The organism is Polaribacter irgensii 23-P (assembly GCF_000153225.1).
In the GTDB taxonomy this organism is placed as follows: Bacteria; Bacteroidota; Bacteroidia; order Flavobacteriales; family Flavobacteriaceae; genus Polaribacter; species Polaribacter irgensii.
Window position 1 is genome coordinate 1,069,190 of the sequence record NZ_CH724148.1, and the last position, 26,782, is coordinate 1,095,971.

A 26,782-nucleotide genomic window follows, 5' to 3' on the forward strand; every position below is an offset into this window, starting at 1 on the left:
TTTAGTTGCAATGCACTAATTACAAACAGCGACCAATCGACTATATTAAAATATAATTATATGGCATGTGGAAGTTGTGGTACAACAGAAAATGGCGTACCAAAAGGTTGTAAAAGTAACGGTAATTGTGGGTCAGGTTCCTGCGGGAGTGGTAGTAATAAACTGGCGGTTTTTGATTGGTTGTCAAATATGACATTGCCAAGCGGTCAAGAACGATTCAATATTTTTGAAGTCCGTTTTAAAAACGGGCGGAAACATTTTTATAAAAACCCAGAAAATTTAACGATTACAATGGGAGATATTGTAGCGGTAGAGGGTTCTCCTGGACATGATATTGGAACTGTTTCTTTAGCGGGAGAGTTGGTAAGAGTGCAAATGAAAAAACGCAAAATTACTGAAGACCACGAAGATGTAAAGAAAATTTATAGAAAGGCATCACAAAGAGACATTGATATTTGGCAACAATCGAGAGCTAAAGAAGAGGAAACTCAAAAAAGAGGTAGGGAAATATTAGGCCGCTTGGGCTTACAAATGAAACTGTCAGATGTGGAGTATCAAGGAGACGGGAACAAAGCAATTTTTTACTATACGGCAGAAACAAGAGTAGACTTTAGGCAATTAATTAGAGATTTTGCAAGTGCATTTTCTATTCGTATTGAAATGAAACAAGTAGGAGCAAGACAAGAAGCGGCCCGATTAGGGGGTGTAGGTTCTTGTGGAAGAGAATTGTGTTGTTCTACATGGTTGACAGATTTTAGGAAAGTAACAACGTCGGCTGCGCGCTATCAGCAGCTCTCATTAAATCCTTTAAAATTAGCGGGCCAGTGTGGCAAGTTGAAATGCTGTCTAAATTTTGAGTTAGATACGTATTTGGATGCTTTAAAGTCTTTTCCAAAGCAAGATTTAGTTTTAAAGACAGAAAAAGGAGAAGCTGTTTTTATAAAGATGGATATCTTTAAAAATCATTTGTGGTATACCTATAAAGAAGAGCGTTTTAAGTGGTTTCGTTTGACATTGTCACAGGTTTTAGAAATTGTAGAACTCAATAAAAATAATGAAAAATCTGCATCCTTAGAAGAGTATGAGTCTGATGTTGAAGTGCCAGTTAAGGTAGATTTTGAAGATGCCGTTGGGCAAGACAGTTTAACTCGTTTTGATGCGCCAAAAACAAACAAACGAAGAAGGAATAAAAATAACAACAAGAATAAATCGGTAAGCGCAGATGCCAGTGGAGGGGGGCAAAAGTCACACGCTAGAAAACCGATACAAGCGAGCCAACAAAGTAGGTCTCAACAGCAAAGTCGACCAAAATCAAGGCCGAAGCCAAATGCAGATTCTGGAGCAAGTAAGGCTTCAGGAGAAGAAAAAAAACCAAACAAACCGAGAAGAAATAACAATAGAAATCGAAATAACAACACTCCAAAAAATGGAAGCGATTCAGAAAAATAAGTGGCTCGTCTTTTTTTTGATTTCGAGTTTGATGATTTCTTGCGGTGATCATTCTGAATTTAATGAATATAAAACATTAGAAAATAGTGCTTGGAAAACTGAAGATCGCTTGGTCTTCAGTTTTAAAGTAAAGGATACTATCGTTCCGAAAGACTTATTTATCAATATTAGAAATAATAGTGCGTATGAGTTTAGTAACTTGTTCTTGATAACGGCATTAAAACGCCCTGATAATAGCGTTGTGATTGATACTCTACAGTATGAAATGGCAGACGCTTTAGGAAAATTTTTAGGGGCGGGTTTTTCAGAAGTAAAAGAAAATAAACTGTTTTATAAAGAGCACAATATTTTCCCTTTGTTAGGTACATATTCTTTAGAGATAAGACATGCCATGAGAAGAAATGGCAACGTTTATGCGATGGAGTTTTTAAAAGGAGTGCAAGAGGTTGGTTTTAGTATTGAAAAAATAAACGAATAATGGCAACGAAAAAAAAACCAGATTTTAAAAAATACATACAATGGTTTTGGGGAATTATTTTAGGAGGTTTTACACTTGTTTTAGTGTTATTTCTCTACACCGCCTGGGACCCTTTTGAGGTATTGCCCTCTTTTGAAGAATTAGAAAACCCGCAAACCAACTTAGCCACAGAAGTTATTTCTATCGACGGAAAAACGATTGGCACGTATGCGACAGAAAACAGAACACCTATAAAATTTAAAGAATTACCGATCAACTTGGTAAATGCTGTTGTTGCCACAGAAGATGAACGTTTTTATGAACATTCTGGCATTGATTTTAAAGGAACCGCAAGAGCAATTTTAAAACCAGGAAGTGGTGGTGCAAGCACAATAACGCAGCAATTAGCCAAAAATTTATTCACAGGGCGGGCAGCTAGAAGCTTTGGACCAAGGGTTCTTCAAAAATTAAAAGAATGGGTTGTAGCCACAAAGCTAGAAAAGCAATACACCAAAGACGAAATTATTGCCATGTATTTAAATAAATACGACTTTATAAATAGGGCTGTAGGAATTCGTTCTGCGGCACGGATTTATTTTGGGAAAGAGCCGAAAGAGTTGGACATAGAACAAGCGGCGATGCTGGTGGGAATGTTAAAAAACGCTTCTTATTTTAATCCTTTAAGAAGAGAGGCAAAAGTAAAACAGCGAAGAAATGTGGTGTTAAAACAAATGGCACGTAACAATTTTATTACAGTTGCTGAAAAAGATTCGATACAAAAACTAGATCTAGGTTTAAATATTAATCAAGAAAGTCATAAAGACGGTTCTGCAACTTACTTTAGAGGGCATCTGCAAAAGTTGATGCGGACTTGGGTAGAAGAACATCCAAAACCAAACGGAGAACAATATAATATTTTTAAAGACGGTTTGAAAATTTATGTAACCATAGATTCTAGAATGCAAAAATATGCAGAAGAGGCTATAGATGAACACATGTCTAATTTGCAACAGTATTTCTTTGAAGAACAAAAAGGCAACAAAACAGCTCCTTTTTATGACCTTGATAAAAGTGAGATTTCTAGAATTATAGAAAGAGCTAAGAAAAATTCTGACAGATACAAGCGTTTAAAAAATGCTGGAAAATCAAATAAATATATAGATGCCGTCTTTAAAAAGAAGACAAAAATGACCGTCTTTTCTTATAAAGGAGATTTAGATACCATCATGTCGCCAAATGATTCTATTCGATATTATAAATACTTCTTACGTTCTGGTTTACTTTCTTTAGAGCCACAAACAGGACATATTAAAGCATGGGTGGGCGGTATTGATTATCAAAGTTTTAAATTCGATGCAGTTGCGCAGCAAAAAAGACAGGTAGGCTCTACTTTTAAGCCCTTTGTATATGCAACAGCGATTAACCAGTTAAAGTTATCTCCTTGTCAAACCTTTCCCAATATCCCGTATACGATACCCAAAGGGAAATACGGAATTCCAGAAGAATGGATGCCCAAGAATTCTGGGGAAAAGTATGGAGGAATGTTGACCTTAAAAGAAGGATTGGCCGGTTCTGTAAATACAATGTCTGCAAGATTGATAGATATGGTGTCTCCAGAAAATGTAGTCCGATTGGCGAAAGCGGCAGGGATAGAGAGTTATATTCCTGCAAACCCTTCAATTGCTTTAGGAGCAGTAGAATTATCTCTTTTAGAAATGGTGAGTGCATATTCTACTTTTGCCAATAGGGGTTTGCGTGTAGCGCCTATGATTATTACTAGAATTGAAGATAAGAACGGAACGATTTTAGAAGAATTCATACCAAGGACAGAAGAGGTTTTGAGTGAAGAAATAGCTTATGTAATTTTAAATTTATTAGAAGGTGTTACACAATCTGGCTCCGGGATTCGTTTGCGTTTACCTTGGGAAAAACCGGGCTATGTTACTGGATATCCCTATGAATTTAAAAACGCAATAGCCGGTAAAACAGGAACCAGTCAAAATCAATCTGATGGTTGGTTTATGGGAATGGTACCTAATCTAGCCACGGGAGTGTGGACGGGTGGAGAAGACAGAGCAACCCATTTTGAAGGAATTGGAAAAGGACAAGGGGCGACGATGTCTTTGCCCTCTTGGGCACTATATATGAAAAAATGTTATGCCGATAAAACGCTTAAAATTAGTGAGGAAGATTTTATAAAGCCAGAAAATTTGTCTATCAATATAAATTGCGATGAGAAAACAGTTTTAGAGGACGAAGAGGGAGAAAAGATTAAAAAATTACTTCCAAAAGAGGATACAGATTTTTAACAGTTATTAGAATTTTTTTAGTCGTAAACTGAAGTATAATTCAAGTCATAAAAAAAATAAGATGATTAACAAAAAAGTAAACAACGTGGAAGAGGCCTTAGTTGGCGTTCAAAGTGAAATGACTTTTATGCTCGGTGGTTTCGGTCTGTGTGGAATTCCAGAAAATGCAATTTCAGAGTTAGTGAAACTAAACGTGAGAGAAATTACTTGCATTTCTAATAATGCGGGGGTTGATAATTTTGGATTGGGATTATTATTACAAAACAAACAAGTCAAAAAAATGATTTCTTCTTATGTTGGTGAAAATGACGAATTTGAAAGACAAATGCTGTCAGGAGAATTAGAGGTAGAATTGACACCACAGGGAACTTTGGCAGAAAAATGCAGAGCAGCACAAGCAGGGTTTCCAGCTTTTTATACTCCAGCAGGATATGGAACAGAAGTAGCGGAGGGAAAAGAAACAAGGGAGTTTGACGGTAAAATGTACGTTTTAGAGGCTGCTTATAAAGCCGATTTTGCTTTTATAAAAGCATGGAAAGGAGATGCTGCAGGAAATTTAATTTTTAAAGGGACTTCAAGAAATTTCAATCCAAATATGTGTGGTGCAGCTACAATTACAGTTGCAGAGGTAGAGGAAATGGTCGCTGTTGGTGTTTTGGACCCTGACAATGTTCATGTTCCAGGAATATTTGTACAACGTATTTTTCAAGGCGAAGGGTATGAGAAAAGAATTGAACAACGAACGGTAAGACAAAAAAAATAGGTATGGCTTTAGATAAAATTGGCATTGCAAAAAGAATTGCTCAAGAGGTTCAAGATGGCTTTTACGTAAATTTAGGAATCGGAATTCCAACGCTAGTAGCAAACTATGTAAGAGATGATATTGAAGTAGAGTTTCAGTCTGAAAACGGGGTGTTAGGAATGGGACCTTTTCCTTTTGATGGAGAAGAAGATGCGGATATTATAAATGCAGGAAAACAAACAATTACGACATTGCCAGGTGCCAGTTTTTTTGATTCGGCAATGAGTTTTGCGATGATTCGCGGGAAACATGTAGATTTAACCATACTTGGTGCCATGGAAGTTGCAGAAAATGGAGATATTGCCAATTGGAAAATACCTGGAAAAATGGTGAAAGGGATGGGGGGTGCAATGGATTTAGTAGCGTCTGCAGAAAATATTATTGTGGCAATGATGCATACGAATAAACATGGTGATTCTAAGATTTTAAAAAGATGTTCGTTGCCTTTAACTGGTGTAGGCTGCGTTACAAAGGTGGTTACAAATTTAGCTGTTTTAGAAGTTAAAGACCATCAGTTTCACTTAATAGAAAGAGCTCCTGGAGTTTCTGTTCAAGAGATTCAAGAAGCAACAGAAGCCACCTTAATTGTAAAGGGTGAAATTCCTGAAATGACCCTTTAGTGTGATGAGAATAAAACCGTTTATTCCTTTTTTATTTCCAGTATTCATTCTTTTTTTTGGTTTAGTTATCTATAAAATTTTAGACTATGACCCCAATTTTTATACAATTTCGGTGAACATTGGCGCAGCTTATCTTTTTTCGCCACGGCTCACCAAAATTAAAAAACAACATAGAACTGAAACGCAGGTTACTTGGTTATTTTTAAAAAAGAGCGTGAAGTAGCATGAAGTTATTTAAGAAAATATACTTTTTAATGTATCCAATCCTATTTGCTAGCTTTTTTCTGTTTTTTAAAAGCGTTAATGTTTTTAATAGCGTATCTCTACAGCTAGTTATAACAACAATTTTGGCCTATATTTTGTCTCCAAAAGTAAAAATAATTGATAAGAATAGTGGAGAACAGGGGCAGATAAGAGGGTTGTTTTTTAAAAAAGTGATTGACAATAAAGTATAAATATAGCATGTTTGCCATGTAGAAATAAGTAAAAGAGAATACAATGAAAATAATATCATACAATGTAAACGGAATTAGAGCAGCATTAAAAAAAGGATTTTTAGATTGGTTGCAGGTAGCGAATCCAGATGTACTTTGCATTCAAGAAACTAAAGCGCATAAAGATCAGTTAGACTTGTCTGAGTTTGAAAATGCTGGATATCCCTATCATTACTGGTTCTCTGCTCAAAAAAAAGGCTACGCTTCTGTTGCAGTGCTTTGTAAGGAAAAACCAAACCACGTGGAATATGGTACTGGAATAGAAACGATGGATTTTGAAGGTCGAAATCTACGCGTTGACTTTGATGCAGTTTCCGTGATGAGTATGTATCTTCCCTCGGGAACAAATTTAGACAGGCTTAATTTTAAATTGAATTATATGGATGAAATTCAGGAGTACATCAACAATTTGAAAAAAGAAATTCCGAATTTAGTGGTTTGCGGTGATTATAATATTTGCCATGAAGAAATGGACATACACAATCCTAAAATGAAAGGTGTTTCTGGTTTTTTACCGGAAGAAAGAACGTGGATGAGCGATTTCATTAAAAGCGGATTTGTGGATAGTTTTCGGTATTTAAACCAAGATGTACAAGCATATTCGTGGTGGAGTTATAGAGCCAATGCGAGGGCTAATAATAAAGGTTGGCGTCTTGATTATGCAATGGTTTCATCAGCATTGAAAGCGCATATTTCGAGAGCTTATATTTTATCAGAAGCAAAACATTCAGACCATTGCCCAATTGTAGTAGAATTGAACCTATAAGAAGTAGGAGCTATAAAAATGTCAGTACTTTAGAAAATATCTTTTTTTAGTATTAAAAATTAAAACAATTTGAAAAAAATAATTTTATTACTATTTTTTGCAGGGCCTATTTTTGGGCAAGTTCCAGAGGAGCTGCCCGAAAAAAAAGCAGTACAAGCAGCACTATTTTCAGACTATGACATTGCATTAATAGATAGTTTGTTATTAGACACAAAGTACAGATCTCCCCTCTATAAAACCAGAAGTTATGTAGTACAGGATTCAGAGGAAAAGGGTGCTGTCAATGTTGCATTGTCAACAGAACTTTTAAAGGAAAGGTTGCAAAAGATAAATACAAAAACTCCATTTAATATTGCCTACAATCCAATATTAGAGCGTGTTATAAAGTCGTATTTAAAGCATCAGAAAAAATATTACCCTGCATTGATGGCAAGGGCGGTCTATTATTTTCCACTATTTGAAAAATATTTAGATCAGTATGATATTCCTTTGGAAATGAAATATCTCGCAATTGTTGAGTCTGGCTTAAATCCAACTGCAAAATCTGGCGCAGGCGCAACCGGATTGTGGCAGTTTATGTATCCTACTGGGGTGCAATACAAATTAAAAGTGAGTTCGTATGTAGATGAGCGACAAGACCCTGTAAAGGCAACCATCGCTGCATGCAAGTACTTGTTGAATCTCTACACCATTTTCGGAGATTGGGATTTGGCTTTAGCGGCCTATAATTCAGGTCCTGGAAATGTTGCAAAGGCGATAAAACGTTCTGGTGGGTATCGAAATTATTGGAATATTCGACCTTTTTTACCGAGAGAAACGGCAAGTTATGTTCCTGCGTTCTATGCAACGATGTACTTGTTTGAATACCAAGAAGCGCATAATTTGATTCCAGAGGCTCCACAAATTCGTTTTTTTGAAACGGATACCATTCAGGTAAAAAAGACAATAAGTTTTGATCAGGTTTCTGAAAAAACAGGAATAAGTACTGCATTAATAGAATTTTTAAACCCTGCATATAAATTAGCGATCATTCCCTTTGTTGCGGGAAAAAAGTACACCATTCGCTTGCCGAGAAATAATTCTTTCGCTTTTTTAGAAAACGAAACTGCTATTTATGAGTTAGCGCGAGAAGAAGCTGCGAAAAGAGAAAAGCCTTTACCGAAGTATTTTGAGATGGATAAGCGGATTCGTTACAAGGTAAGAAGTGGCGACTTTCTTGGAAAAATTGCAAATAAGTATGGGGTAAGGGTGCGTGATATTAAGAGATGGAATAGAATGAAATCGAATCGGTTAAAAATTGGCCAGCGTTTGAGTATTTATCCAAAGAAATTTTGAGTACCTTCTTATCACTAACAATAAGTTGATTTTATTTTAGAAACGTTGCTTTAAAATTAAAAGTGGAATAATATTTGGAGTACTAGATCCTATAAAAAAACAAATCATGAAAAAAATAATAGCAATATTTGGTATCGCGTTCCTATTTAATTCTTGTGTTGGAACAGATAAATTTGTGCTGAGAACCTCTCTAGGCAAACTAAACAAAGTCATGGTAGTTACAAAGGCAAGTGATTGGACTGGAGACTTAGGAACTGCAATTAGAAGTGCTTTTGGTGAATTGGTTGTTGGTTTGCCACAACCAGAACCTACGTTGTCTGTTTCACAAATTGCACCCAATGCTTTTGGAAGTATGACCAACATTTCGAGAAATATTCTAATCATTGGTGAGGGCGAGAAAGAAGATTTTTATATCAAAAAAAACGTGTATGCAAAGCCTCAAACGATCATCTATGTCTACGGTACAGATGACGCAAGTATTATAAAGGTTTTTAATGAATATAAAAATGAAATTATATCAGCTTATATTTCTTCAGATATTTTAATGACTCAGAATATTTTTAAAGCGAAGCAATTAGCGCTGTCTCAATTGAAAACATTAGAGGAAATAGGGGTCTCTTTTACCATTCCAGAAGAATTTAAGACGGTAAAGGATACTGGAGATTTTTTATGGCTAAGACAGCATTTGACAAGTGGTATCGCAAAAACAGGAAGTAATAACATTCTCGTGTATTCAATTCCGTTAGAAGAGGAGTCCAAAGTGTCAGAAAATATTATACCGATTAGAAATGCGATTGGTAAGAAACACATTCCTGGATCTGATGCAGAAACAATGTATATGACTACGGAAGAAGCATATACACCGCAAACATTGGAAACAGTTGTAGATGGTAAAAAAGCTTTTGAAACAAGGGGGAAATGGGAGGTAAAGAATGATTTTATGGCAGGTCCGTTTGTAAGCTATTTTGTTGTGGACAAGAAGCATAATAGAATTGTTGTTTTTGAGGGATTTACCTATGCACCGTCTGTAAATAAAAGGGCCTCTCTTTTCGAGTTGGAAGCAATTGCGAAATCAATGAAGATTCAATAAATAGAATCCTCTTTAAAACAAAAACACCACCTTAAATAGGTGGTTTTTTTGTTTTAAATCTTTTTAGTATCCTATTTTTCCTCGAATTCTTTTCATCACCGAATTTGCAGTAATTCTTGCTTTTTCTGCACCCAGATTTAATGCGGTGTCTATTTCATGTTTGTTTTCCATAAAATGGTGGTAGCGCTCTCTAACTGTTTTAAACTCTGTAATAATAAGTTCATATAACGCTTGTTTTGCATGACCATAGCCATAATTTCCCCCTTTATAATTTGCACTCATTGCTGCAACCTGAGTAGCGGAAGCTAGTAATTTATATAAAGAAAAAATAGTGTCGGTCTCCGGATTTTTTGGGTCTTCTAAAGCCAAACTATCGGTTTTAATACCCATAATTTGTTTGCGTAATTTTTTGTCATTAAGAAAAATATTGATCGTATTTTCTCTAGACTTACTCATTTTTTCACCATCCGTTCCTGGAACTAATTTTGTGTGCTCTTGAATCTTTGCTTGTGGTAAAACAAAAGTTTCCCCCAGTAAATTGTTTATTCTATTTGCAACGTCTCTTGTGATTTCTAAATGTTGTAATTGATCTTTTCCAACAGGAACAATTTCTGCGTCATATAACAAGATATCTGCAGCCATTAACATAGGATATGTAAATAGCCCCGCGTTTACGTCTTCTAGCCGGTCTGCTTTGTCTTTAAAGCTATGTGCTAATGTCAGTCTTTGAAAGGGAAAATAACAACTTAAATACCAAGTTAGTTCTGCTGTTTGCGGGATGTCGCTTTGTCTGTAAAAAACAGTTTTATGAATATCTAATCCGCAGGCAAGCCAAGTTGCTGCAGTGCTGTAAGTATTTTCTTTTAATTCTTTTCCATCCTTAATCTGGGTCAAAGAGTGCATGTCTGCAATAAATAGATAGGCTTCATTTTCTGGGTCGTTGGCCATTGCTATTGCGGGCAAAATAGCGCCTAGTAAGTTGCCTAAGTGCGGCGTTCCAGTACTTTGCACGCCTGTTAAAATTCTTGACATTGTATTTTTTAATTTTTAAAATTAGAATAAATGTTTCAAAGGCATCTTTGTGGTTACAAATTAAAGAGCGCGTGAGTTACAAAAATCGTTTGCGATCGTAAAAATAAGGTTTTGATAAGTAAGATCAATACACAAAAAGAATATTAGTATTTTTGTCTTTTATGAAAATTCACAAAATCCCTTTATTATTAATTTGGCGCCTCTGGTTTTATATTTTGATATTTGCTTTTTTGCTGCTTTTTTTTCCTTTTTTATTGATTTTTTCTTTCCATGAAAAACAATATCATGTTTTTTGGAGGTTTGTAAGAATACTTTCTAGAATATTAATTTATGGAATGGGGTTTCGATTAAATTTGAACGCAGATCAAAACATAGACCCAAATAAAAGTTATATGTATTGTCCAAACCATGGATCTTTGTTGGATCCTTTTGTATTAATTGCACTAAGTAAAAGTCCGATAGTATTTGTGGGTAAAAAAGAATTCGCAAGGATTCCTATCTTTGGCTTTTTTTACAAGCGTACTGTAATTATGGTAGATAGGTCTTGCGAAATGAGCAGAAAGCGCGTTTTTGAAATAGCAAAAAAGCGATTGCAGAATGGTCTGAGCATGGCTATTTTTCCTGAAGGTTTGGTCCCTTCAGAAGAGGTTGTTTTAGCACCATTTAAGAAAGGTGCTTTTAGTTTGGCCATCGAATTTCAAATTCCAATTGTGCCTCAAGTTTATTATGATTGCAAACGTTTTTTTTCTTGGGATGTTTTTAAAGGGAGTTTGGGAACGCTAAGAGTCCATCAGCATGCTTTAATAGATACAAAGGGGATGAACGTTCAGCAGGACACGCAGAAATTAATGGATAAAACTTTTGAACTACTGCAAAAAGACTTGCAAAACGACGTGAAATATATGAAAGATACCAACAGGAAAATATGAGTGAAAAATTAAATCATACCTACACTATTTTCGAAGAGAAATTAAACGTTTGGACGCATGCTTTTGGCTTGGGACTGAGTGTTATTGCCTTTCCTTTTTTAGTCCTACAGAGTTCTAATTTTGAAGGGTTTTGGAAGCCTGCAAGTTTTATAGTTTATGGCCTTAGCCTTATTATACTTTATGCGGCATCTACCTTTTACCATGCAGCAACGGATCCAAAAAGGAGAAGAAAATTAAATGTTTTTGATCATTCGGCAATTTATGTGCTTATAGCGGGCAGTTATTCTCCTTTTTGCCTTGTGGGGTTGGCGGGTGATTTTGGTTCTTATATGTTCATTTTTGTGTGGCTTTTTGCCTTGATTGGAATTGTCTTAAAGCTATTTTTTACCGGCAAATATGACAAGCTATCAACGGCGATGTACTTGTTAATGGGATGGCAAGTAGTTTTCTTTGCGAAACCACTTATGGAAAATCTTTCTTCTTTTAGTTTGCGTTTACTAGTTCTTGGGGGTGTTTTTTATAGTGTAGGTGCTGCTTTTTATATGCTTCGGAAATTACCATACAACCATGCAATATTTCATGTTTTTGTTCTTTTGGGCAGTTTCAGTCACTTTTTAGGTATTTATTATATGTTATAGGAGCCGTTGTTCACATTTTTGTGGATTTTAATGCTACTATTATTTCCAGCTTGTAAAGGGAAGTTTACTAATGTTAGAGTTGTAATATTTTAGATCACCAGTTACTTCTTTTGACAGCCAATTTGGCTTTTCAAAGCCTTCTTCCTCAGAACTCAATTCAATTTCGGCAACAACGAGGCCTTGGTTATTTCCAGCAAACTCGTCAACTTCAAAAACATGTTTTCCCACCTGTATTAAAAAGCGTGTTTTCTCTATGATATTGGGTTCGCATAAAAGGAGTAGTGCTTCTGCTTCAGAAACATGAATTTCCTTTTCCCATTCAAACCTACTGGTACCATTTTTATTTGATTTGCCTTTAATTGTTATAAAAGCGCGAGTATCAGCGACTCGAATTCTGACTGTTCTATTTTTATCAGAATTTAAATAGCCTTGTTTAATGTGTTTTTTATCAAAGCTTTCTGTTTTAAAATCCAGACTTTTTACTAAAAATTTCCGTTCTATTTCAATATTCATTAAATCCTTTCAATTTGTGACTAAAGTACGTGTTTTCTCGTTATTTCAACAATTAATAAATATCTTTGGGTACCAAAATTTACGGATGAAAAAATTATTTCTGTTTTATCTTTTATTTTTTTCAGTGCTAATTTCGGCTCAAACAGATTACAGCGACTCTTGGGAAGATTTTTATTCATACAATAACGTAAAGGATTTTGTTTTGGTAGATGCAGTGGTTTATGCACTGTCAGACAATGCTGTTTTTACTTACAACATTGAAAGTGGCGAAATTCATAAAATTTCTTCTGTTCAAGGGCTGTCGGGAGAAACTACTACCGCGATACATTATAGCGAAAGTAGCAAAAGATTAGTTATCGGCTATGAAAATGGATTGATAGAGGTTATCGATGGGGATGGAAGCATTACAATTTCCGCTGATATCATTAATTTCAATCAGTCTGGCGAGAAAAGCATCAATCACATCTTAGAACACAATAATAAACTGTATTTGTCAACACCATTTGCGGTGGTTGTTTATGATATTCAAAAGCTAGAATTTGGAGATACCTATTTTATTGGTGAGAACTCTGCAGCCATAAAAATAAACGAGACGATCATTCATGACGATTCTATTTATGCTGTTACAGAAACTGGCATTTTTGTAGCAGCAATAGATAGCGATTTATTGATTGATTTTAACCTTTGGGAGGCGTACTTCTTTGGACGAAATTTCACGAAAATCACACTATTTAATGGAGGATTATTTGTAGCTGAAGGAGCTAAGATGTATCGGTTTGTAGGAGATGATTTACTAGAACCCAGGAGTTTTACGGAATCCATTTTAGATATGAAATCTTCAAGCGCCCAAATGGCAATTACTTTTAGTTCTTCCGCAATTATTTTGAATCTAGAAATGCAACAGGCGTTTGAATTTTTGCCAAACTCTGAATTTAATTTTAGGTTAAATACTTCTTTTTTTGAGGGCAACAGCGTTTTTTTAGGGACGAAAGAAAACGGAATTTTAACAGGAAATTCAGACCCATCAGGAGCGCTTATTGAGGTGCACCCAGATGGACCAATGTCTAATGATGTTTTTTCTATTACAGCACAAAACAATAAGCTTTGGGCAGTTTATGGGGGGTATGATGGAACATTTACACCCAGGAATATTAAAAAAGGATACAGCTGTTTTGATGGAAAAAAGTGGACAAACACGAAGTTTAATTCAGATTTATCGCATGACTTAGTAGACATTACCATTGATCCTAAAGATGAAAACAAGGTTTATATTAGTGCTTTGGGCCAAAGTAATGACGTAAGGACAAAACCAACCGGAGGTTTACTAGTGGTTGAAGAGAACGTACTTGTAGAAACTTACAATCATTTAAACAGTTCTTTTAGTCCTATTGTGGTTTCATTACCAGCAATTAATATTAGAGTTAGTGGTGCTGTTTTTGATAGCAATGGAAATCTTTGGTCGACAAATTATGAGACAGCAGAAGAGCTGATAAAGTTTTCAGAGAGTGGTCAGTGGAGTAGTGTTTCCTTGAAAAGTATTCAATCTACTTCCGCTCCAGGACTTACTGAAATTCTTGCAGATAGAAATAATAGCATTTGGATTGGTTCTCGAAGAAATGGTGTTTATGTTTACAATGAAAATGGAAACAGAAAAAAGGCACTAACCACAGCGCCAAACGGAGGGAATCTGCCAGATTTAAATGCAAGGACAATTGCGATTGATGCAAATAATAGTGTTTGGATAGGCACGCAGTCCGGTTTGGTGGTCTATGGCAATGCCTCCGGGATTTTTGATGACAAAACTCCAAATGCAAGTAGTATTGTGATTAACGGTGATGAAAATGGCTTTGGGGAGCGACTCTTGGGAGATCAAACGATTAATTCTATTGCCATAGACGGGGCAGATAATAAATGGTTTGGCACCGACAACGGTGGTGTAATATATACAAATCCAAGTGGACAGATTACAATGGCGAATTTTAGTAAGCAAAATTCACCTCTGCCTTCCAATAGGATTTTAAAAATTAAAACAGATAATACTTCCGGTAAAGTTTATTTTGCAACCTCTAAAGGAATTGTTGCCTACAACAGTAAAGTCGCTCCTTTTGGAGAAAGATTAGGAGCAGTGTATGCGTATCCAAATCCAGCGTTAAGACATCACGAATTTATTACGATAGACGGCAGGAATGGCACACATTTACCCAAAGGGACGAACGTTAAAATTATTGACATTGCAGGGAATTTAGTTTATGAGACCAATGTTGTTGAAGGGCAGCAATTAAAAGGGGGTAAAGTTATTTGGGACAAAAGAAATTTGGCAGGTAGGAGGGTCGCTTCTGGTATTTATATTGTTTTATTATCCAATGAGGATGCTTCTGAAACCTCAGTAACAAAAATTGCAATCGTAAATTAGATGGCCGTAATAACAACCAAGGCAATTGTATTAAACAGCCTAAAATACAGTGATACTAGTTTAATAGTAAAATGTTATACAGCGGAGGAGGGGCTGAAGGCGTACATTATAAAAGGCGTTTTAAAAGCTAAAAAAGGAGGTATTAAAGCAGCGTATTTTCAGCCGCTTACGCAACTAAATTTAGTAGCAAATCACAGTACTAAGAGTTCACTTCATACTTTGAAAGAAGTTCAGATTTTAAATCCTTACAAAACAATTTTCAGAGATATCGTGAAACAATCTGTAGTTTTATTTATATCTGAAGTACTTTCCAACAGCATTCAAGAAGAAGAAAAAAATACTGATTTTTATAACTACTTAGAAGCGGCACTTATATGGCTTGACGCCCACGACAAAATATCAAACTTTCACTTGCTTTTTTTATTGAATGCCTCTCGTTTTTTAGGTTTTTATCCAGATATTTCAGAAATTGAAAGGTCTGGGTTTGATTTGTTAAATGGAAGCTTTTCAGAAGCAACAGGGAACAGAAATATTATTTCTGGAAATGAGTTATTTCAATTCAAAAAGCTTTTAGGCATAAATTTTGATACTATTGAAAATGCTTCTTTTAGTAAAAAGGAGCGGCAATTGGTATTGCAAATAATAATCAGATATTTTGAATTACATTTGGACGGCTTTAGAAAACCTAAGTCTTTACAAATTTTAGAAACAGTTTTTAATTAATGAAGTATTTTTTTCTTTTCATCATTTTTTTAAATAGCCTTTGTGCGTTTACTCAGAAAGTAAAGGTTTTAAATAAACAGACAGGTAAAATAATTAAAAATGTAACTATTTTTAATGTTAAAGAAACCATCAGCATAACAACGGACGAAGACGGTTTTGCAGATATTTCAGAGTTTGATGCTATGGAGGTTGTCATTTTCTCCCATCTTTCTTATGCAGTCTCAAGAGTTAGAAAGGCTGTATTAAAATCTAAAAATTATATTGTTTATTTGACAAAGGAGTCTGAGCAGTTAGACGAAGTGGTTGTTTCGCTTTTTAAAAGGGAAGAGAAAACCAATAGAATTGCAGAGCAGGTCGCAGTTTTAAATTCGAAAGAAATTCAAAGAGTTTCTGCGCAAACATCTGCAGATTTATTGGCAACAATTCCTGGGATAAAAGTTCAAAAGTCCCAATTTGGAGGTGGAAGCCCTGTAATTCGTGGAATGGAGTCTAATCGTGTTTTATTGGTAGTAGATGGCGTGCGCATGAACAATGCAATTTATAGGAAAGGACATTTGCAAAGTGCCATTACCGTCACTCCGAATATGTTGGAGAAAACAGAGGTTGTTTTTGGCCCCTCTTCGGTAATATACGGTTCAGATGCTTTGGGTGGTGTAATTCATTATTATACAAAAACACCAAAATTATCTGAAGAAGAGGAGGTTGAAAGTCAGTTGTTTTCTAGATTTTCTTCAATTAATAACGAAATCACAACCAATATTTCTGTAGAAGTTAGAAGTCAAAAATGGGCCTCTTTAACAAGTGTTTCGTACAGTGATTTCGGCGATTTAAAGGCAGGTAAAAAGCGCACACACGGCTTTGAAGATTGGGGGAAAGTTTTCTTTTATTCAGAGAACAGCAATGGAAATTATAAGGAAAATCCAACGGTAAACTTAGACCCTAACTTACAGCGAAATACGGGATACAATCAAACAGACATTCTTCAGAAGTTTTTTATTCCGATAACTAAAAACACAGATATAAAGTTAAATTTTCAATATTCTACCTCTTCTAACATTCCGAGATTTGACCGGTTAATGGAGTTAAAAAATGAACAATTAAAATTTGCAGAGTGGTTTTACGGCCCTCAAAAAAGATTTTTAGCTTCCGCACAAGTGCTCCTGAATCCGAATACAAAAGGAATGGAAAGCGGGGTCATTACCGCTGCTTATCAAAATGTACAAGAAAGCAGAATTCAAAGAAAATTTGGAAGTTTAGACCGTTCTTATAGAGAGGAGCGTGTTGCCGTTTATAGTTTGAATGGAGATTTTTCTGTCTCGCTTACGGCAGACAAAACCCAGGCATTTTCCTATGGCTTTGAATTCGCTTATAATGATGTCAATTCGAATGCATACGGTAAAGAGTTAAATATTGTAGCCGGAGAAATTGAAGGTTTTTCAAAAAGCTTTAAAGTACAATCTCGGTATCCTGACGGTGGTAGTTCTTATCTAAGCTCTGCTGTTTATATTGACTATCGACAAGATATTAATAGTAAATCCACTTTAAATTCAGGGATTCGTTTTACAAATACAAATTTAACAGCGACGTGGGTTGATCAGACATTTATTCAATTGTCGGATGCAAATATTCAGTTGAATCATTCTGCAGTAACCGCAACATTAGGCTATGTTTACAAACCTAATAAAAATTGGCAAATCAACAGTGTAGTTTCCTCAGGATTTAGAGCTCCTAATGTGGACGATGTGGGAAGGGTTCGAGAGAAAGCAGGAAACGTTACGGTGCCAAATATAACGGTAACACCTGAGTTTGCATACAGTGCCGAAATAGGGGTTCAGAAATATTTTAATGAAAAGAAGTTCCGCTTGGGAGCTAATATCTATTATACCTTGTTGAATAATTATATTCAAAGAGATTTTGTTTACAATGCAGATGATAGTATTGTCCAAGTAGCTTTTGATGGTGAATTTGGAAATGCAGTTTCAAATCAAAATAAAAATACGGCCTATATTACTGGGATTACAGCAAGTTATTTAGGGAGGATTTCAGCTGTTTGGAAAACTTCTGGTTTTGTAACCTATACCAAAGGACGAACCTATGATACTCAAGAGCCAATGTCTTCTATTCCGCCTATATTTGGACAGTTTGAAATGAGTTATACAATCGCTGAAATTGAAATTGGTTCTGTGATTCGTTTTAACGCAAAGAAAGAAATCACTAATTTTAATATTACAGAAGGCATTGACAATCACGATTTGACGCCAATTGTAGTTAAAAATGCGGTGGATGAGTTTGTCAAATATTACGGAACGCCAAGTTGGATTACATTGGGTTTAAACGCAAACTATGCAGTAAGCGATATCATTTCTATTCAAGCGAGGTTGGATAATTTATTAGACCAACATTTTATCGAATTTGCTTCTGGAGTGGCTTCCCCAGGAAGGAATTTATCGCTTTCTCTCAGAGCTAACTTTTAATTTATCTCTTTTTTCCGGCATCGGTAAAATTAGCATTTAGTGCCTTTTCAGTTTTTACAATACTGACGATGATTGTTATAAAAATAAAAGCCATGGGTTGCCAGGTAAGTTCAGCACCTAAGAGTGTTACAAAGGCCAAACCGGCAAGAAAAGAAATGCCAGCATAGATTAACAAACTTTGATTAAAAGTATGATTTGCAAAACTCCATATTTCTTGATTTTGAGTCGCTTTTGGTGTTCTATATCCATAAATACTATTTATTTTTTTTGGGGGAAATTTCCAGAAAATAATACTTATTAAAAATAACAATCCGTTTGTGGTAAAAACATAAAAAAGTGCATCATTCATAATTTTATTTTTTTAAAGTTTACTACAGTTACTTTTTAGGTCTTAGAAGACCTTCTTGCGCAAAAGAAGCGATGAGCTTGCCATCTCTTGTAAATATATTTCCTTTCGCGAGCCCTCTTGCTCCATAAGCATTTGGAGATTCAGCGGAGAATAGCATCCAATCATCGAAGTCAAAATCTCTAAAAAACCACATAGAATGGTCTAAACTTGCTGTTTGTGTATTTCCAAAATTATGAGTGGCCGCATTCGGATTGAAGGCTGCGTTTAAAATGTTGTAATCTGAAATATAGGTTAGAATTTCTTGTTTTGTTCGATAATCTAATGCTTGTTTTTCTCCTTTCAAACGAAACCAGACTTGCTCATTAGGAGGCATATTTTTAGATTCTAACAGATTTGGAACCCGAACAGGTTTAAACGTTATTGGCCTGTCAACACTTAAAAATTCTTTCATTGGTTTTGGTAAAAAGTTACCAAACTTCACAAACATGTCATCCCAACTTAACAGCTCTTCTGGTTGCTTTATTGTTGTATCAAAATTTACTTGATGTTCAAAGCCCTCTTCTTTTTTATGAAAAGAGGCTGCTAAAATAAAAATAGTTTGGTCTTGTTGTTTTGCGGTCACTCTTCTTGTAGAGAAACTACCACCATTCCGCATCTCTTCTACTTTATAGTGAATGGGAATTGTTAGATTTCCTGCTTCTAAAAAATAGCCATGCAACGAGTGTAAAAAGCGATTTTCAGGAATGGTTCTGTAGGCTGCATGTACACTTTGTGCTAGTACTTGGCCACCAAAAACATGTGGACTCCCAATGGTATAACTATCGCCACTAAAAGAGTGGTCTCCTAATTCTTTTAGAGTTAGTAGTGCGATTAAATCTTTGCTAGTTTGCATGTATTTTATTTTTTAAAAGGAAATTTTTGATCAAATGGCGTGGGTTTTATCCTTTGTAAAAATAACTTTAAAATTTTGTTTTTGATGGTTTTCTTGTGACGAATATAGATGGTTAAGTCTTGGGGAACAGCTCCGACACCACTTTTTATTTCACTCGCTGTTCTTCCAAAATTTATTTTTTTTAGCTTTCTGTGAATGCCAGTTTCTATATAGTCGTACAACATTCTTTGGTAAATGGCATGTGTTTTGTTCCGTTGATAATCGATGCCTACAAAGTGTGCATCTAGAGTGTTTCCATTAACAATACCAGACATAAAGCCTACAATTTCTTTTTCTAACCAGTAGGTTTTTAGAATGTAATTGGTGCCAAATGCCTCTTTTAAGTTGTGATACGTTTCAAGGTTAAATACGCCTAAATTAAAGGTCGCATTTTCAGCAACTTTTTTATAGAGTATTGTCATTTTTGGTAAATTTTGAGACAAGTTTTCTAAAGTAACCTCTTCAATTCGGATGTTTGTGCTAAGTGCAAATGCTTTTCTTGCTTTTACGCGAAACTTGGTTTTGATAGAAGCTAGGTAATCGTCAAAATGATGCCAATTTTCTTGAAGTTGAAGTTGCATATTGGGTTCGACAGAAAAGCTGTTATAATTGAATTCTTTTAATACATAGGTAATGGCGATCGATTCTTTTACAAAGTCTTTTAATAGATAGGCGTCAATTTGCTTATTTAATTTCTGATTCGCCTCTACAAAACGAACAATACTTTCAGCGAGCTCTTTTACGATACCTTTTTTATTTTGATGTTCTTTTACGAAAATCCCGTGCTCTCCACTGACAAAAGTATTCCCACAAATTAAAAGTTTAAGCTCTTTTTTCTCTGAAAGAACTCCGAGCTTGACACTTATTTTTTTGAGAAAGCCAAAATCATTTTTAATTGTCTTTAATTGAAAGTTGATGATTTTTAAACTGGCAAAAGCTGTTGCACAATTTTTATCATCGAGTAAGACGATGTAATGAAAGAGTATATTCGGATGATTCTTTTCGATCGCTTTTAAAAAGTGTGGATGGAAATAAATATTTTTTGAACAGGATAAATCTTCCCAAATTTTTTGTGGAATTGCATCTATTGTAGAGAAAAATAAGGCCGTATTTGTTTGTTTAAAAGGCATTTAATTAGTAAATATAGTTTGATGATTAGATGTTTTTTTTGAAAATGTATTCTTATTTTGCATTATTTTCTTCTGTGGTGATACTTTAATTTTAAACTCAACCTTCTCTTCAAGAAGAAGATAATTTTTTAAGGTTCCTGTTTCGAAAAGAGGAACTTGTGTTTTGCCTTTGACAAGCTTAATAAGATTTTGGCAAAAATATAAAGATATTTTATTTTACTAGTTTCCACTTCGGAAGATTCAATTATAACTTTTATTTAACAGGTCAGTTTTTACGAGTTTTCGAAATAATAAAATACATTTTTCATACTTTTATAGGGTGTTGTGTGTCTGTATATTTTAATATTTCAACAGGCCATGTGCATCGTATTTTGTCTTGTTGAGACGTAAAATGAGTGTTTAAAGAATGTTTCAGTGAATTTTATTGGTATTTTTACTCTTTAAAATTTTATAGAAAATGAATTTATCAGCAGATGCTTGGGACGAAAGATACACAAACAATGACATTGCTTGGGATTTAGGAGAGGTATCATCCCCTTTAAAGGCGTATTTTGATCAATTAGAGAATAAAGAGATTAAAATCCTAATTCCAGGGGGTGGAAATTCCCATGAAGCAGCATATCTCTTTGAAAATGGATTTAAAAATATTTGGGTTGTAGACCTTTCTGAGACTGCTATTGGAAATATTCAGAAACGAATACCAGAATTCCCCCCTTCCCAATTAATTCAGGGTGATTTTTTTAACATGGATGATGTCTTTGATCTCATTATTGAACAAACTTTTTTTTGTGCAATAAATCCAAATTTAAGAGCCGATTATACGACTAAAATGCATCATCTTTTGAAATCAAAAGGCAAATTAGTTGGGGTATTATTTAACGTTCCTCTCAATACCAATAAGCCTCCTTTTGGAGGTGATAAATCAGAATATTTAGAGTATTTCAAACCATTTTTTATTATTAAAAAAATGGAAGCTTGTTACAATTCTTTTGGGAATAGAAAAGGCAGAGAATTGTTTGTTATACTTCGGAGTAAATGATACTGCCATTCAGCATGCAAACGTGTTATTTTGTGAAAAACAGGAGATCAGTATCCCTTTTATAGATGCATAAAAAATTCTTTTTTTAGCGATTCTTTTGTGTAATAATAGGGTGCTAAAGTCTGAGTTTTTAGTTCGTACTAGTTATGAAAATGCATTTAATCCTGTGATATCAAAACCAGTAATTAAAAGATGAATGTCGTGGGTACCTTCGTACGTAAGCACACTTTCGAGATTCATCATATGGCGCATGATAGAATATTCGCCAGTAATTCCCATTCCACCGAGCATTTGTCTCGCTGCTCTTGCAATTTTTACAGCCATCTCTACGTTGTTTCGTTTCGCCATGGAAATTTGTGCAGAGGATGCATTCCCCTCATTTTTTAAAGTGCCTAATCTCCAAGCAAGTAACTGTGCTTTGGTAATTTCTGTAATCATTTCTGCTAATTTCTTTTGCTGTAACTGAAATTGACCAATAGGTCTGCCAAATTGTTCGCGCTCTTTAGAGTAGCGCAAAGCGGTATCATAACAATCCATAGCAGCGCCAATTGCACCCCATGCAATTCCAAATCGTGCAGAATCTAAACAGCCCAAAGGAGCTCCAAGTCCTGATTTGTTTGGCAGAATATTTTCTTTAGGCACTTTCACATTATTAAAGATTAGTTCTCCTGTTGCAGAGGCTCGAAGCGACCATTTATTGTGGGTTTCAGGTGTAGAAAAACCTTCCATTCCTCTTTCTACTAATAAACCATGAATTCTGCCTTCTTCATTTTTTGCCCAAACAACAGCAACGTGTGCGAAAGGTGCATTAGAAATCCACATTTTTGCACCATTTAACAAATAATGATCCCCTTTGTCCACGAAACTAGTTTCCATTCCAGCAGGATTAGAGCCATGATTTGGTTCTGTAAGTCCGAAACAACCCATCCATTCTCCAGAAGCTAGTTTTGGTAAATATTTTTTGCGCTGTGTTTCATTTCCGTATGTAAAAATAGGATACATAACTAAAGAAGATTGTACAGAAGCTGTGGAACGGATACCAGAATCGCCGCGTTCTATTTCCTGCATAATCAATCCATAAGAAATTTGATCTAATCCTGCGCCACCGTATTCTAGAGGCAGGTCAGGCCCAAAGGCTCCGATTTTAGCAAGACCTTTAATAATTGTCTTGGGGAATTTTGCTTGCTGAGCACATTCCTCAATTATAGGAGAAACGTCTCGTTTTACCCAGGCGCGTGCGGTATTTCTTACAAGTTTGTGTTCTTCGGATAGTAAGTCGTCTACTTGATAATAGTCAGGTGCTTGAAATAAATCAGGTTTCATGTCTTCTATTTGTATTTTTTAAACAAAGTTTTTAATTATAGTTTAAATTTAAACAATAATTTAAGAAAAGGAGAAGAATACAAGTATTTTAAAAGCAGTTCTTTTTTAAAGATAGCGATTGCAAATTGTTAAAAAGTTGTTGTTTTCTGTTAAGTTTGTATCAATGAAAAATACCTTAGGAAAACTGGAGCGTTTAAAGAGTAAAAAATTAATAGAAAAACTCTATGCTGAGGGAAGTTCAGTGAAAAGTTTTCCGCTGCGCATGATGTTTATTCAAACAACGCATACTTCTAAATTTCCTTGTCAAATAGGTGTTTCTGTAGCAAAAAGAAATTATAAATTAGCAGTAGATCGAAATAGATTGAAGCGTTTAATGAGAGAAACGTATCGCTTACAGAAAGAAATTGTCTACAATAATTTAGAAGAACCTTATGTTTTTATGATTTCGTATATTGGGAGGGAAGAAATTAAATATGAGGAACTGTATTTAAAGATGGAGAAATTGTTAAATATATTTATAGCCGCGATAAAGAAGACAACAGATGAAAAAAGTCAAGCTTAAAAATAGCATACTTATTTTAGTATTGGTGGGAATACTTTTTGCGACGTTTTCGTTCAAATCTAATTTTTTTGAGGTTGCCAAGCAAATAGAAATCTATACGACATTGTTTAAAGAGTTAAACATGTACTATATTTCTGAAATTAATCCTGCAGAATTTACAAACAAAGCAATTAGAAACACACTTAAGGAGCTAGATCCATATACAAATTTCTACAATGAACAGGAGGTAGAAAGTGCTAAAATAAATAGAGAAGGATCTTACGTTGGCATCGGAGTTTCGGTGTATTATATAAAAAGTGGAATTGAAATTAGTAGTATTCAAAAAGGGTTGGCTGCTGACAAAGCGGGTATAAGAATCGGAGATATTATTGTTTCTGTAGAGAACCAGTCTTTGAAAAATATGGAAAGTGCACAGCTATCTCTGTTCTTAAAAGGTGTTCCGGGCAGTAAAATTCTACTGGAGCTAGACCGGCAAGGAGTACTTTTGAAAAAGGAGGTAACGCTGAGTAAGATTGTTGTAAATGCCGTGCCATTTGCGGAAATGATTGATGAGGAAACAGGTTATATTGTGCTCACTCAATTTAATGATAAGGCGTCTTTACAAGTAAAAAAGGCGTACAAAAAGTTGAAAAAGGAGGGCATGACAAAACTAATTTTTGATTTGCGTGATAACCCTGGAGGTTCATTATTAGAGTCGATTCGGATTTCTAATTTCTTTTTGCCGAAAGGAAAAAAAATAGTGAGTACAAAGGCAAAAATTAAAAAATGGAGCAACCTTTACAAAAGTAAAAACACCCCTTTAGATCTAGAAATTCCAATAGTAGTTTTAATCAATGAGCGCTCTGCTTCGGCATCTGAAATTGTTGCTGGTGCTCTGCAAGATTATGATCGGGCTGTAATTATGGGAAAACGCTCTTTTGGAAAAGGCTTGGTGCAGCGCTATAGAGAACTTACTTATGGAACGCAGTTAAAGCTCACGATTTCGAAATATTACACGCCAAGTGGACGTTGTATACAGGAGTTAGATTATGAGAATAGGAATGTTAGAACAGGAGAAGTTCCTAAGTTTTCTGATACAGGAATCCATGCCTTTAAAACAGAAAACGGCAGGACTGTTTATGACGGTGGAGGTATTATGCCAGACATAGAGACAAAAACATCAGTGGCGAATGCAAGCACTAGTGCCCTGTTAAAAACAAAAGCTATTTTTAATTTCGCAACCCATTATTTTTATGAAAACCTAACAACGAGCAGTCTTGTAGATTTTAATTTTAAAAATTTGAATTTTTACAAGTTTACGAACTATTTAAAAAGAGATACTACTTTTGTAACAGTGCAGGAATCTTTATTTGAAAAAGCTTTTTCAACTTCTAAAATTGCCGATATCTTAAAAGCATATCCTAAAATAAAAGAGCATTTATGTGAGGCTAAAATTATGGCAATATCAAAAAATAAAGAACTGATTTTGGTACGAATAAAGTCAGAAATTATGACGCGTTTTTTTTATTCGGAAGGGGCTTATAAGTTTCGTTTAAAAAATGATAGAATGATTTCTGATGCGTTCGCTCTACTAGAGAATAAAGATATTTATAGCAATGTTTTGTTAAAAAATTAACTTTATATTTGCGAAATAACATAGAACATGTCAGAAACTAAAAAAATAGCAAGAACAAGAGCACAAGAGTCTACAAATGCCATAGAGAAGTTATATATCTCTATGCGTCATTTATTTAGCAGAGGTTTCTATAAGCCCATGGGTATTTCAGGAGAAACACTGCGAAAATCTCTTTTGTTGCTAAGACCAGAAATTTATGGTTCTATTGCAGAAGAAAGAATAGAGTTAAGCGGATTAACCTATGTAATTGAGAGGCTTCCGGAAGGAATTGAAGAATGTCAATTTATAAATTTAACTGCAGATGAAGGGTATAAAAATTCTCACTTCAAATCTATCATTCCACCAAAAAGGAGGAGAAATTGTTACCGGATAGACAAAGATCAAATGAATATTGAGATTACCAGAGGAAGGTCTGAAATTTACGATATTCTCACCCATCTTACGTTCCTTTTTATAGAGTCCCATAAAATTCAAGAGAGAGTTACCCTCAACGATGGTGAAGATTTCACCAGAGAATGGAAACATTTAGAAGCTATTGTGCTTTTTCAAAAGAAAATTTCAGATGAAGAGCGAGAGGTCACTATTGCGCATCTTGGAAATATTTTAGGAAGAACTTTCGACGAGGTTTTAGAGGTTTACAATTCGTTCTCTTCGGATGCAAATCCAGATCGATTCTTTCAATTGGTTTATTGGCTTGGGAAATTAGCGATTAATGAAGTGTTAGAAAATCAAAAAAGAACGGTCACGTTTAGTTCTGTTTTGATAGATGAAATTGGACATCATATTTATGGAGAAATTTGGGCCAATAATATTAAAAAAGTTTTAGAAGAAAATCAGTTATTAAAAAGACCGATTCATATTATTAGTGCCAATATGCACAGTGTCTTAAACTCTATGTATGCAAAAGATGCGCTGCCAAAAGAGAATACGGGATTAAAAGGATTTGAAATTTATCAACTTTTAAGCAATTCAGATAGCAAACCTTTACAAAAAAAAGTAAAGGATTTTGCTTCTATAAATGGTCTTGTATACATAAAAGATACTTCTGGCACCAATATCAATGTGCAAGTGATAGATACTGCAAAAATAAATTTTGATGTTTCCGAGATATCAAAAAAACAAAATTTAGAGGAATATCCAGTACTTATTGTAATGGATTATGCTTTTGGAGAGCAAGCTTATGAAACAATGGACGAGTTGTTAAAGCCGTATATCTGCGAAAAAAACATAAAAACGCACTTGGACGTGAAGTCCGTTTCAATAATGGGGAAAGCCGGAATTTTAGAGGGAGGGAAGGGAGATATTATGATTCCTTCAGCTCATATCTTTGAGGGTACCGCAGATAATTACCCTTTTAAGAATGAACTGTCCAAAGAAGATTTGGAAGGTTTTGGAATTGAGGTTTTTGATGGCGCGATGATTTCTGTTTTAGGAACCTCTTTGCAAAATAAAGATTTATTGAAGTTTTTTCACGATTCCACCTGGAATGTAATTGGGTTAGAAATGGAGGGGGCACATTATCAAAAAGCAATACAAGCTGCGTCAAGAATTAGAGGAAATATTTCGGAAGATGTGCAGGTTCGATATGCGTATTACGCATCGGATAATCCTTTAGAAACTGGGGCAACTTTGGCTTCCGGTGGATTGGGCATGACTGGGGTAACCCCAACATACGCAATTACACAAAAAATATTAGCCCAGATTTTTAAGAATTAAATTATTAATAAACCGTACACATACGTGTCAATCAAGAACCAGCTAGTAAATACAGATAAGAATTACCACGATT

At 34.9% G+C, this 26,782-nt stretch carries 23 protein-coding genes; 17 read left to right on the forward strand and 6 right to left on the reverse strand.

The genetic code is table 11. The features are described 5' to 3' along the window. Nucleotides 1–60 precede the first annotated feature (60 nt). The 8 genes from PI23P_RS04790 to PI23P_RS04835 all read left to right on the forward strand — a co-directional run bounded on the left by PI23P_RS04790 (nucleotide 61) and on the right by PI23P_RS04835 (nucleotide 9,322). A complete protein-coding gene (locus tag PI23P_RS04790; protein WP_004569620.1) occupies nucleotides 61–1,449 on the forward strand; it encodes a PSP1 domain-containing protein in 1,389 nt (462 codons plus the stop codon). Beyond that, a complete protein-coding gene (locus tag PI23P_RS04795) occupies nucleotides 1,427–1,927 on the forward strand; it encodes a gliding motility lipoprotein GldH (protein ID WP_081439181.1) in 501 nt (166 codons plus the stop codon). The genes PI23P_RS04790 and PI23P_RS04795 overlap by 23 nt, the downstream gene beginning before the upstream one ends. After that, nucleotides 1,927–4,215 carry a penicillin-binding protein 1A gene (locus tag PI23P_RS04800; RefSeq protein ID WP_004569622.1) on the forward strand — a complete coding sequence of 763 codons (2,289 nt, stop codon included), beginning with the start codon at nucleotides 1,927–1,929 and terminating at the stop codon, nucleotides 4,213–4,215. Before PI23P_RS04795 ends, PI23P_RS04800 begins: the two co-directional genes overlap by 1 nt. A 61-nt stretch (nucleotides 4,216–4,276) precedes the next feature. Further along, the gene (locus tag PI23P_RS04805; RefSeq protein ID WP_004569623.1) at nucleotides 4,277–4,978 is read left to right on the forward strand and encodes a CoA transferase subunit A; all 702 of its coding nucleotides are present in this window, start codon (nucleotides 4,277–4,279) and stop codon (nucleotides 4,976–4,978) included. Nucleotides 4,979–4,980: 2 nt separating this feature from the next. Next, complete coding sequence (locus tag PI23P_RS04810; RefSeq protein ID WP_004569624.1) at nucleotides 4,981–5,637, forward strand: 3-oxoacid CoA-transferase subunit B; 657 nt, start codon at nucleotides 4,981–4,983, stop codon at nucleotides 5,635–5,637. Between the two features lie 498 nt (nucleotides 5,638–6,135). Further along, the gene (locus PI23P_RS04825; RefSeq protein WP_004569627.1) at nucleotides 6,136–6,897 is read left to right on the forward strand and encodes an exodeoxyribonuclease III; all 762 of its coding nucleotides are present in this window, start codon (nucleotides 6,136–6,138) and stop codon (nucleotides 6,895–6,897) included. A 69-nt stretch (nucleotides 6,898–6,966) separates the two neighbouring features. Beyond that, the gene (locus PI23P_RS04830; protein WP_004569628.1) at nucleotides 6,967–8,232 is read left to right on the forward strand and encodes a lytic transglycosylase domain-containing protein; all 1,266 of its coding nucleotides are present in this window, start codon (nucleotides 6,967–6,969) and stop codon (nucleotides 8,230–8,232) included. A gap of 106 nt (nucleotides 8,233–8,338) precedes the next feature. Further along, the gene (locus tag PI23P_RS04835; RefSeq protein WP_081439182.1) at nucleotides 8,339–9,322 is read left to right on the forward strand and encodes a DUF4837 family protein; all 984 of its coding nucleotides are present in this window, start codon (nucleotides 8,339–8,341) and stop codon (nucleotides 9,320–9,322) included. 63 nt (nucleotides 9,323–9,385) lie between these two features. On the opposite strand, the gene trpS is transcribed toward PI23P_RS04835, so the two are convergent. Beyond that, entirely contained in the window at nucleotides 9,386–10,354 is a 969-nt protein-coding gene (gene trpS, locus PI23P_RS04840; protein WP_004569631.1) for a tryptophan--tRNA ligase, read from the reverse strand. A 353-nt stretch (nucleotides 10,355–10,707) separates the two neighbouring features. On the opposite strand from trpS, the gene PI23P_RS04845 reads away from it, so the two are divergent. Together PI23P_RS04845 and trhA are read left to right on the forward strand one after the other, a co-directional pair. After that, complete coding sequence (locus tag PI23P_RS04845; protein WP_238299976.1) at nucleotides 10,708–11,283, forward strand: lysophospholipid acyltransferase family protein; 576 nt, start codon at nucleotides 10,708–10,710, stop codon at nucleotides 11,281–11,283. Further along, on the forward strand, nucleotides 11,280–11,921 hold the full coding sequence (gene trhA, locus PI23P_RS04850; protein ID WP_004569633.1) for a PAQR family membrane homeostasis protein TrhA: 642 nt from the start codon (nucleotides 11,280–11,282) through the stop codon (nucleotides 11,919–11,921). The genes PI23P_RS04845 and trhA overlap by 4 nt, the downstream gene beginning before the upstream one ends. 39 nt (nucleotides 11,922–11,960) lie before the next feature. Here the strand turns inward: trhA and PI23P_RS04855 are convergent, their stop codons facing one another. Next, a complete protein-coding gene (locus tag PI23P_RS04855; protein ID WP_004569634.1) occupies nucleotides 11,961–12,434 on the reverse strand; it encodes a CYTH domain-containing protein in 474 nt (157 codons plus the stop codon). 85 nt (nucleotides 12,435–12,519) lie between these two features. On the opposite strand from PI23P_RS04855, the gene porZ reads away from it, so the two are divergent. Genes porZ through PI23P_RS04870 form a run of 3 tightly spaced genes read left to right on the forward strand, consistent with a single transcriptional unit; the run spans nucleotide 12,520 to nucleotide 18,044 of the window. Then, nucleotides 12,520–14,847 (forward strand): type IX secretion system anionic LPS delivery protein PorZ, encoded by a 2,328-nt coding sequence (gene porZ / locus PI23P_RS04860; RefSeq protein WP_004569635.1) that lies wholly within the window; start codon nucleotides 12,520–12,522, stop codon nucleotides 14,845–14,847. Then, nucleotides 14,848–15,570 (forward strand): DNA repair protein RecO, encoded by a 723-nt coding sequence (gene recO, locus PI23P_RS04865; protein WP_004569636.1) that lies wholly within the window; start codon nucleotides 14,848–14,850, stop codon nucleotides 15,568–15,570. Then, complete coding sequence (locus PI23P_RS04870) at nucleotides 15,570–18,044, forward strand: TonB-dependent receptor plug domain-containing protein (RefSeq protein ID WP_004569637.1); 2,475 nt, start codon at nucleotides 15,570–15,572, stop codon at nucleotides 18,042–18,044. Before recO ends, PI23P_RS04870 begins: the two co-directional genes overlap by 1 nt. Before the next feature lies 1 nt (nucleotide 18,045). On the opposite strand, the gene PI23P_RS04875 is transcribed toward PI23P_RS04870, so the two are convergent. The 3 genes from PI23P_RS04875 to PI23P_RS04885 are packed head-to-tail and all read right to left on the reverse strand — an operon-like array spanning nucleotide 18,046 to nucleotide 20,454. Beyond that, a complete protein-coding gene (locus PI23P_RS04875; protein ID WP_004569638.1) occupies nucleotides 18,046–18,393 on the reverse strand; it encodes an SdpI family protein in 348 nt (115 codons plus the stop codon). Nucleotides 18,394–18,421: 28 nt separating this feature from the next. Then, nucleotides 18,422–19,285, reverse strand: a complete 864-nt coding sequence (locus tag PI23P_RS04880; protein WP_004569639.1) for an acyl-CoA thioesterase — start codon at nucleotides 19,283–19,285, stop codon at nucleotides 18,422–18,424. A 5-nt stretch (nucleotides 19,286–19,290) separates the two neighbouring features. Next, on the reverse strand, nucleotides 19,291–20,454 hold the full coding sequence (locus PI23P_RS04885; protein ID WP_004569640.1) for a peptidogalycan biosysnthesis protein: 1,164 nt from the start codon (nucleotides 20,452–20,454) through the stop codon (nucleotides 19,291–19,293). Nucleotides 20,455–20,911: 457 nt separating this feature from the next. On the opposite strand from PI23P_RS04885, the gene PI23P_RS04890 reads away from it, so the two are divergent. Beyond that, entirely contained in the window at nucleotides 20,912–21,493 is a 582-nt protein-coding gene (locus PI23P_RS04890) for a methyltransferase domain-containing protein (RefSeq protein ID WP_004569641.1), read from the forward strand. Between the two features lie 144 nt (nucleotides 21,494–21,637). Here PI23P_RS04890 and PI23P_RS04895 read toward each other — a convergent pair whose 3' ends face one another. After that, a complete protein-coding gene (locus tag PI23P_RS04895; RefSeq protein WP_004569642.1) occupies nucleotides 21,638–22,816 on the reverse strand; it encodes an acyl-CoA dehydrogenase family protein in 1,179 nt (392 codons plus the stop codon). A 163-nt stretch (nucleotides 22,817–22,979) separates the two neighbouring features. Between PI23P_RS04895 and rnpA the strand changes: the two genes are divergently transcribed. Genes rnpA through PI23P_RS04910 form a run of 3 tightly spaced genes read left to right on the forward strand, consistent with a single transcriptional unit; the run spans nucleotide 22,980 to nucleotide 26,709 of the window. Continuing rightward, the gene (gene rnpA, locus PI23P_RS04900; RefSeq protein ID WP_004569644.1) at nucleotides 22,980–23,378 is read left to right on the forward strand and encodes a ribonuclease P protein component; all 399 of its coding nucleotides are present in this window, start codon (nucleotides 22,980–22,982) and stop codon (nucleotides 23,376–23,378) included. Then, nucleotides 23,359–24,993, forward strand: coding sequence for a S41 family peptidase (locus PI23P_RS04905; protein WP_004569645.1), 1,635 nt, complete (start codon nucleotides 23,359–23,361; stop codon nucleotides 24,991–24,993). Before rnpA ends, PI23P_RS04905 begins: the two co-directional genes overlap by 20 nt. Nucleotides 24,994–25,020: 27 nt before the next feature. Beyond that, nucleotides 25,021–26,709: a DUF6909 family protein gene (locus tag PI23P_RS04910; RefSeq protein ID WP_004569646.1), complete on the forward strand. Its 1,689-nt coding sequence runs from the start codon at nucleotides 25,021–25,023 to the stop codon at nucleotides 26,707–26,709. Nucleotides 26,710–26,782 lie beyond the last annotated feature (73 nt).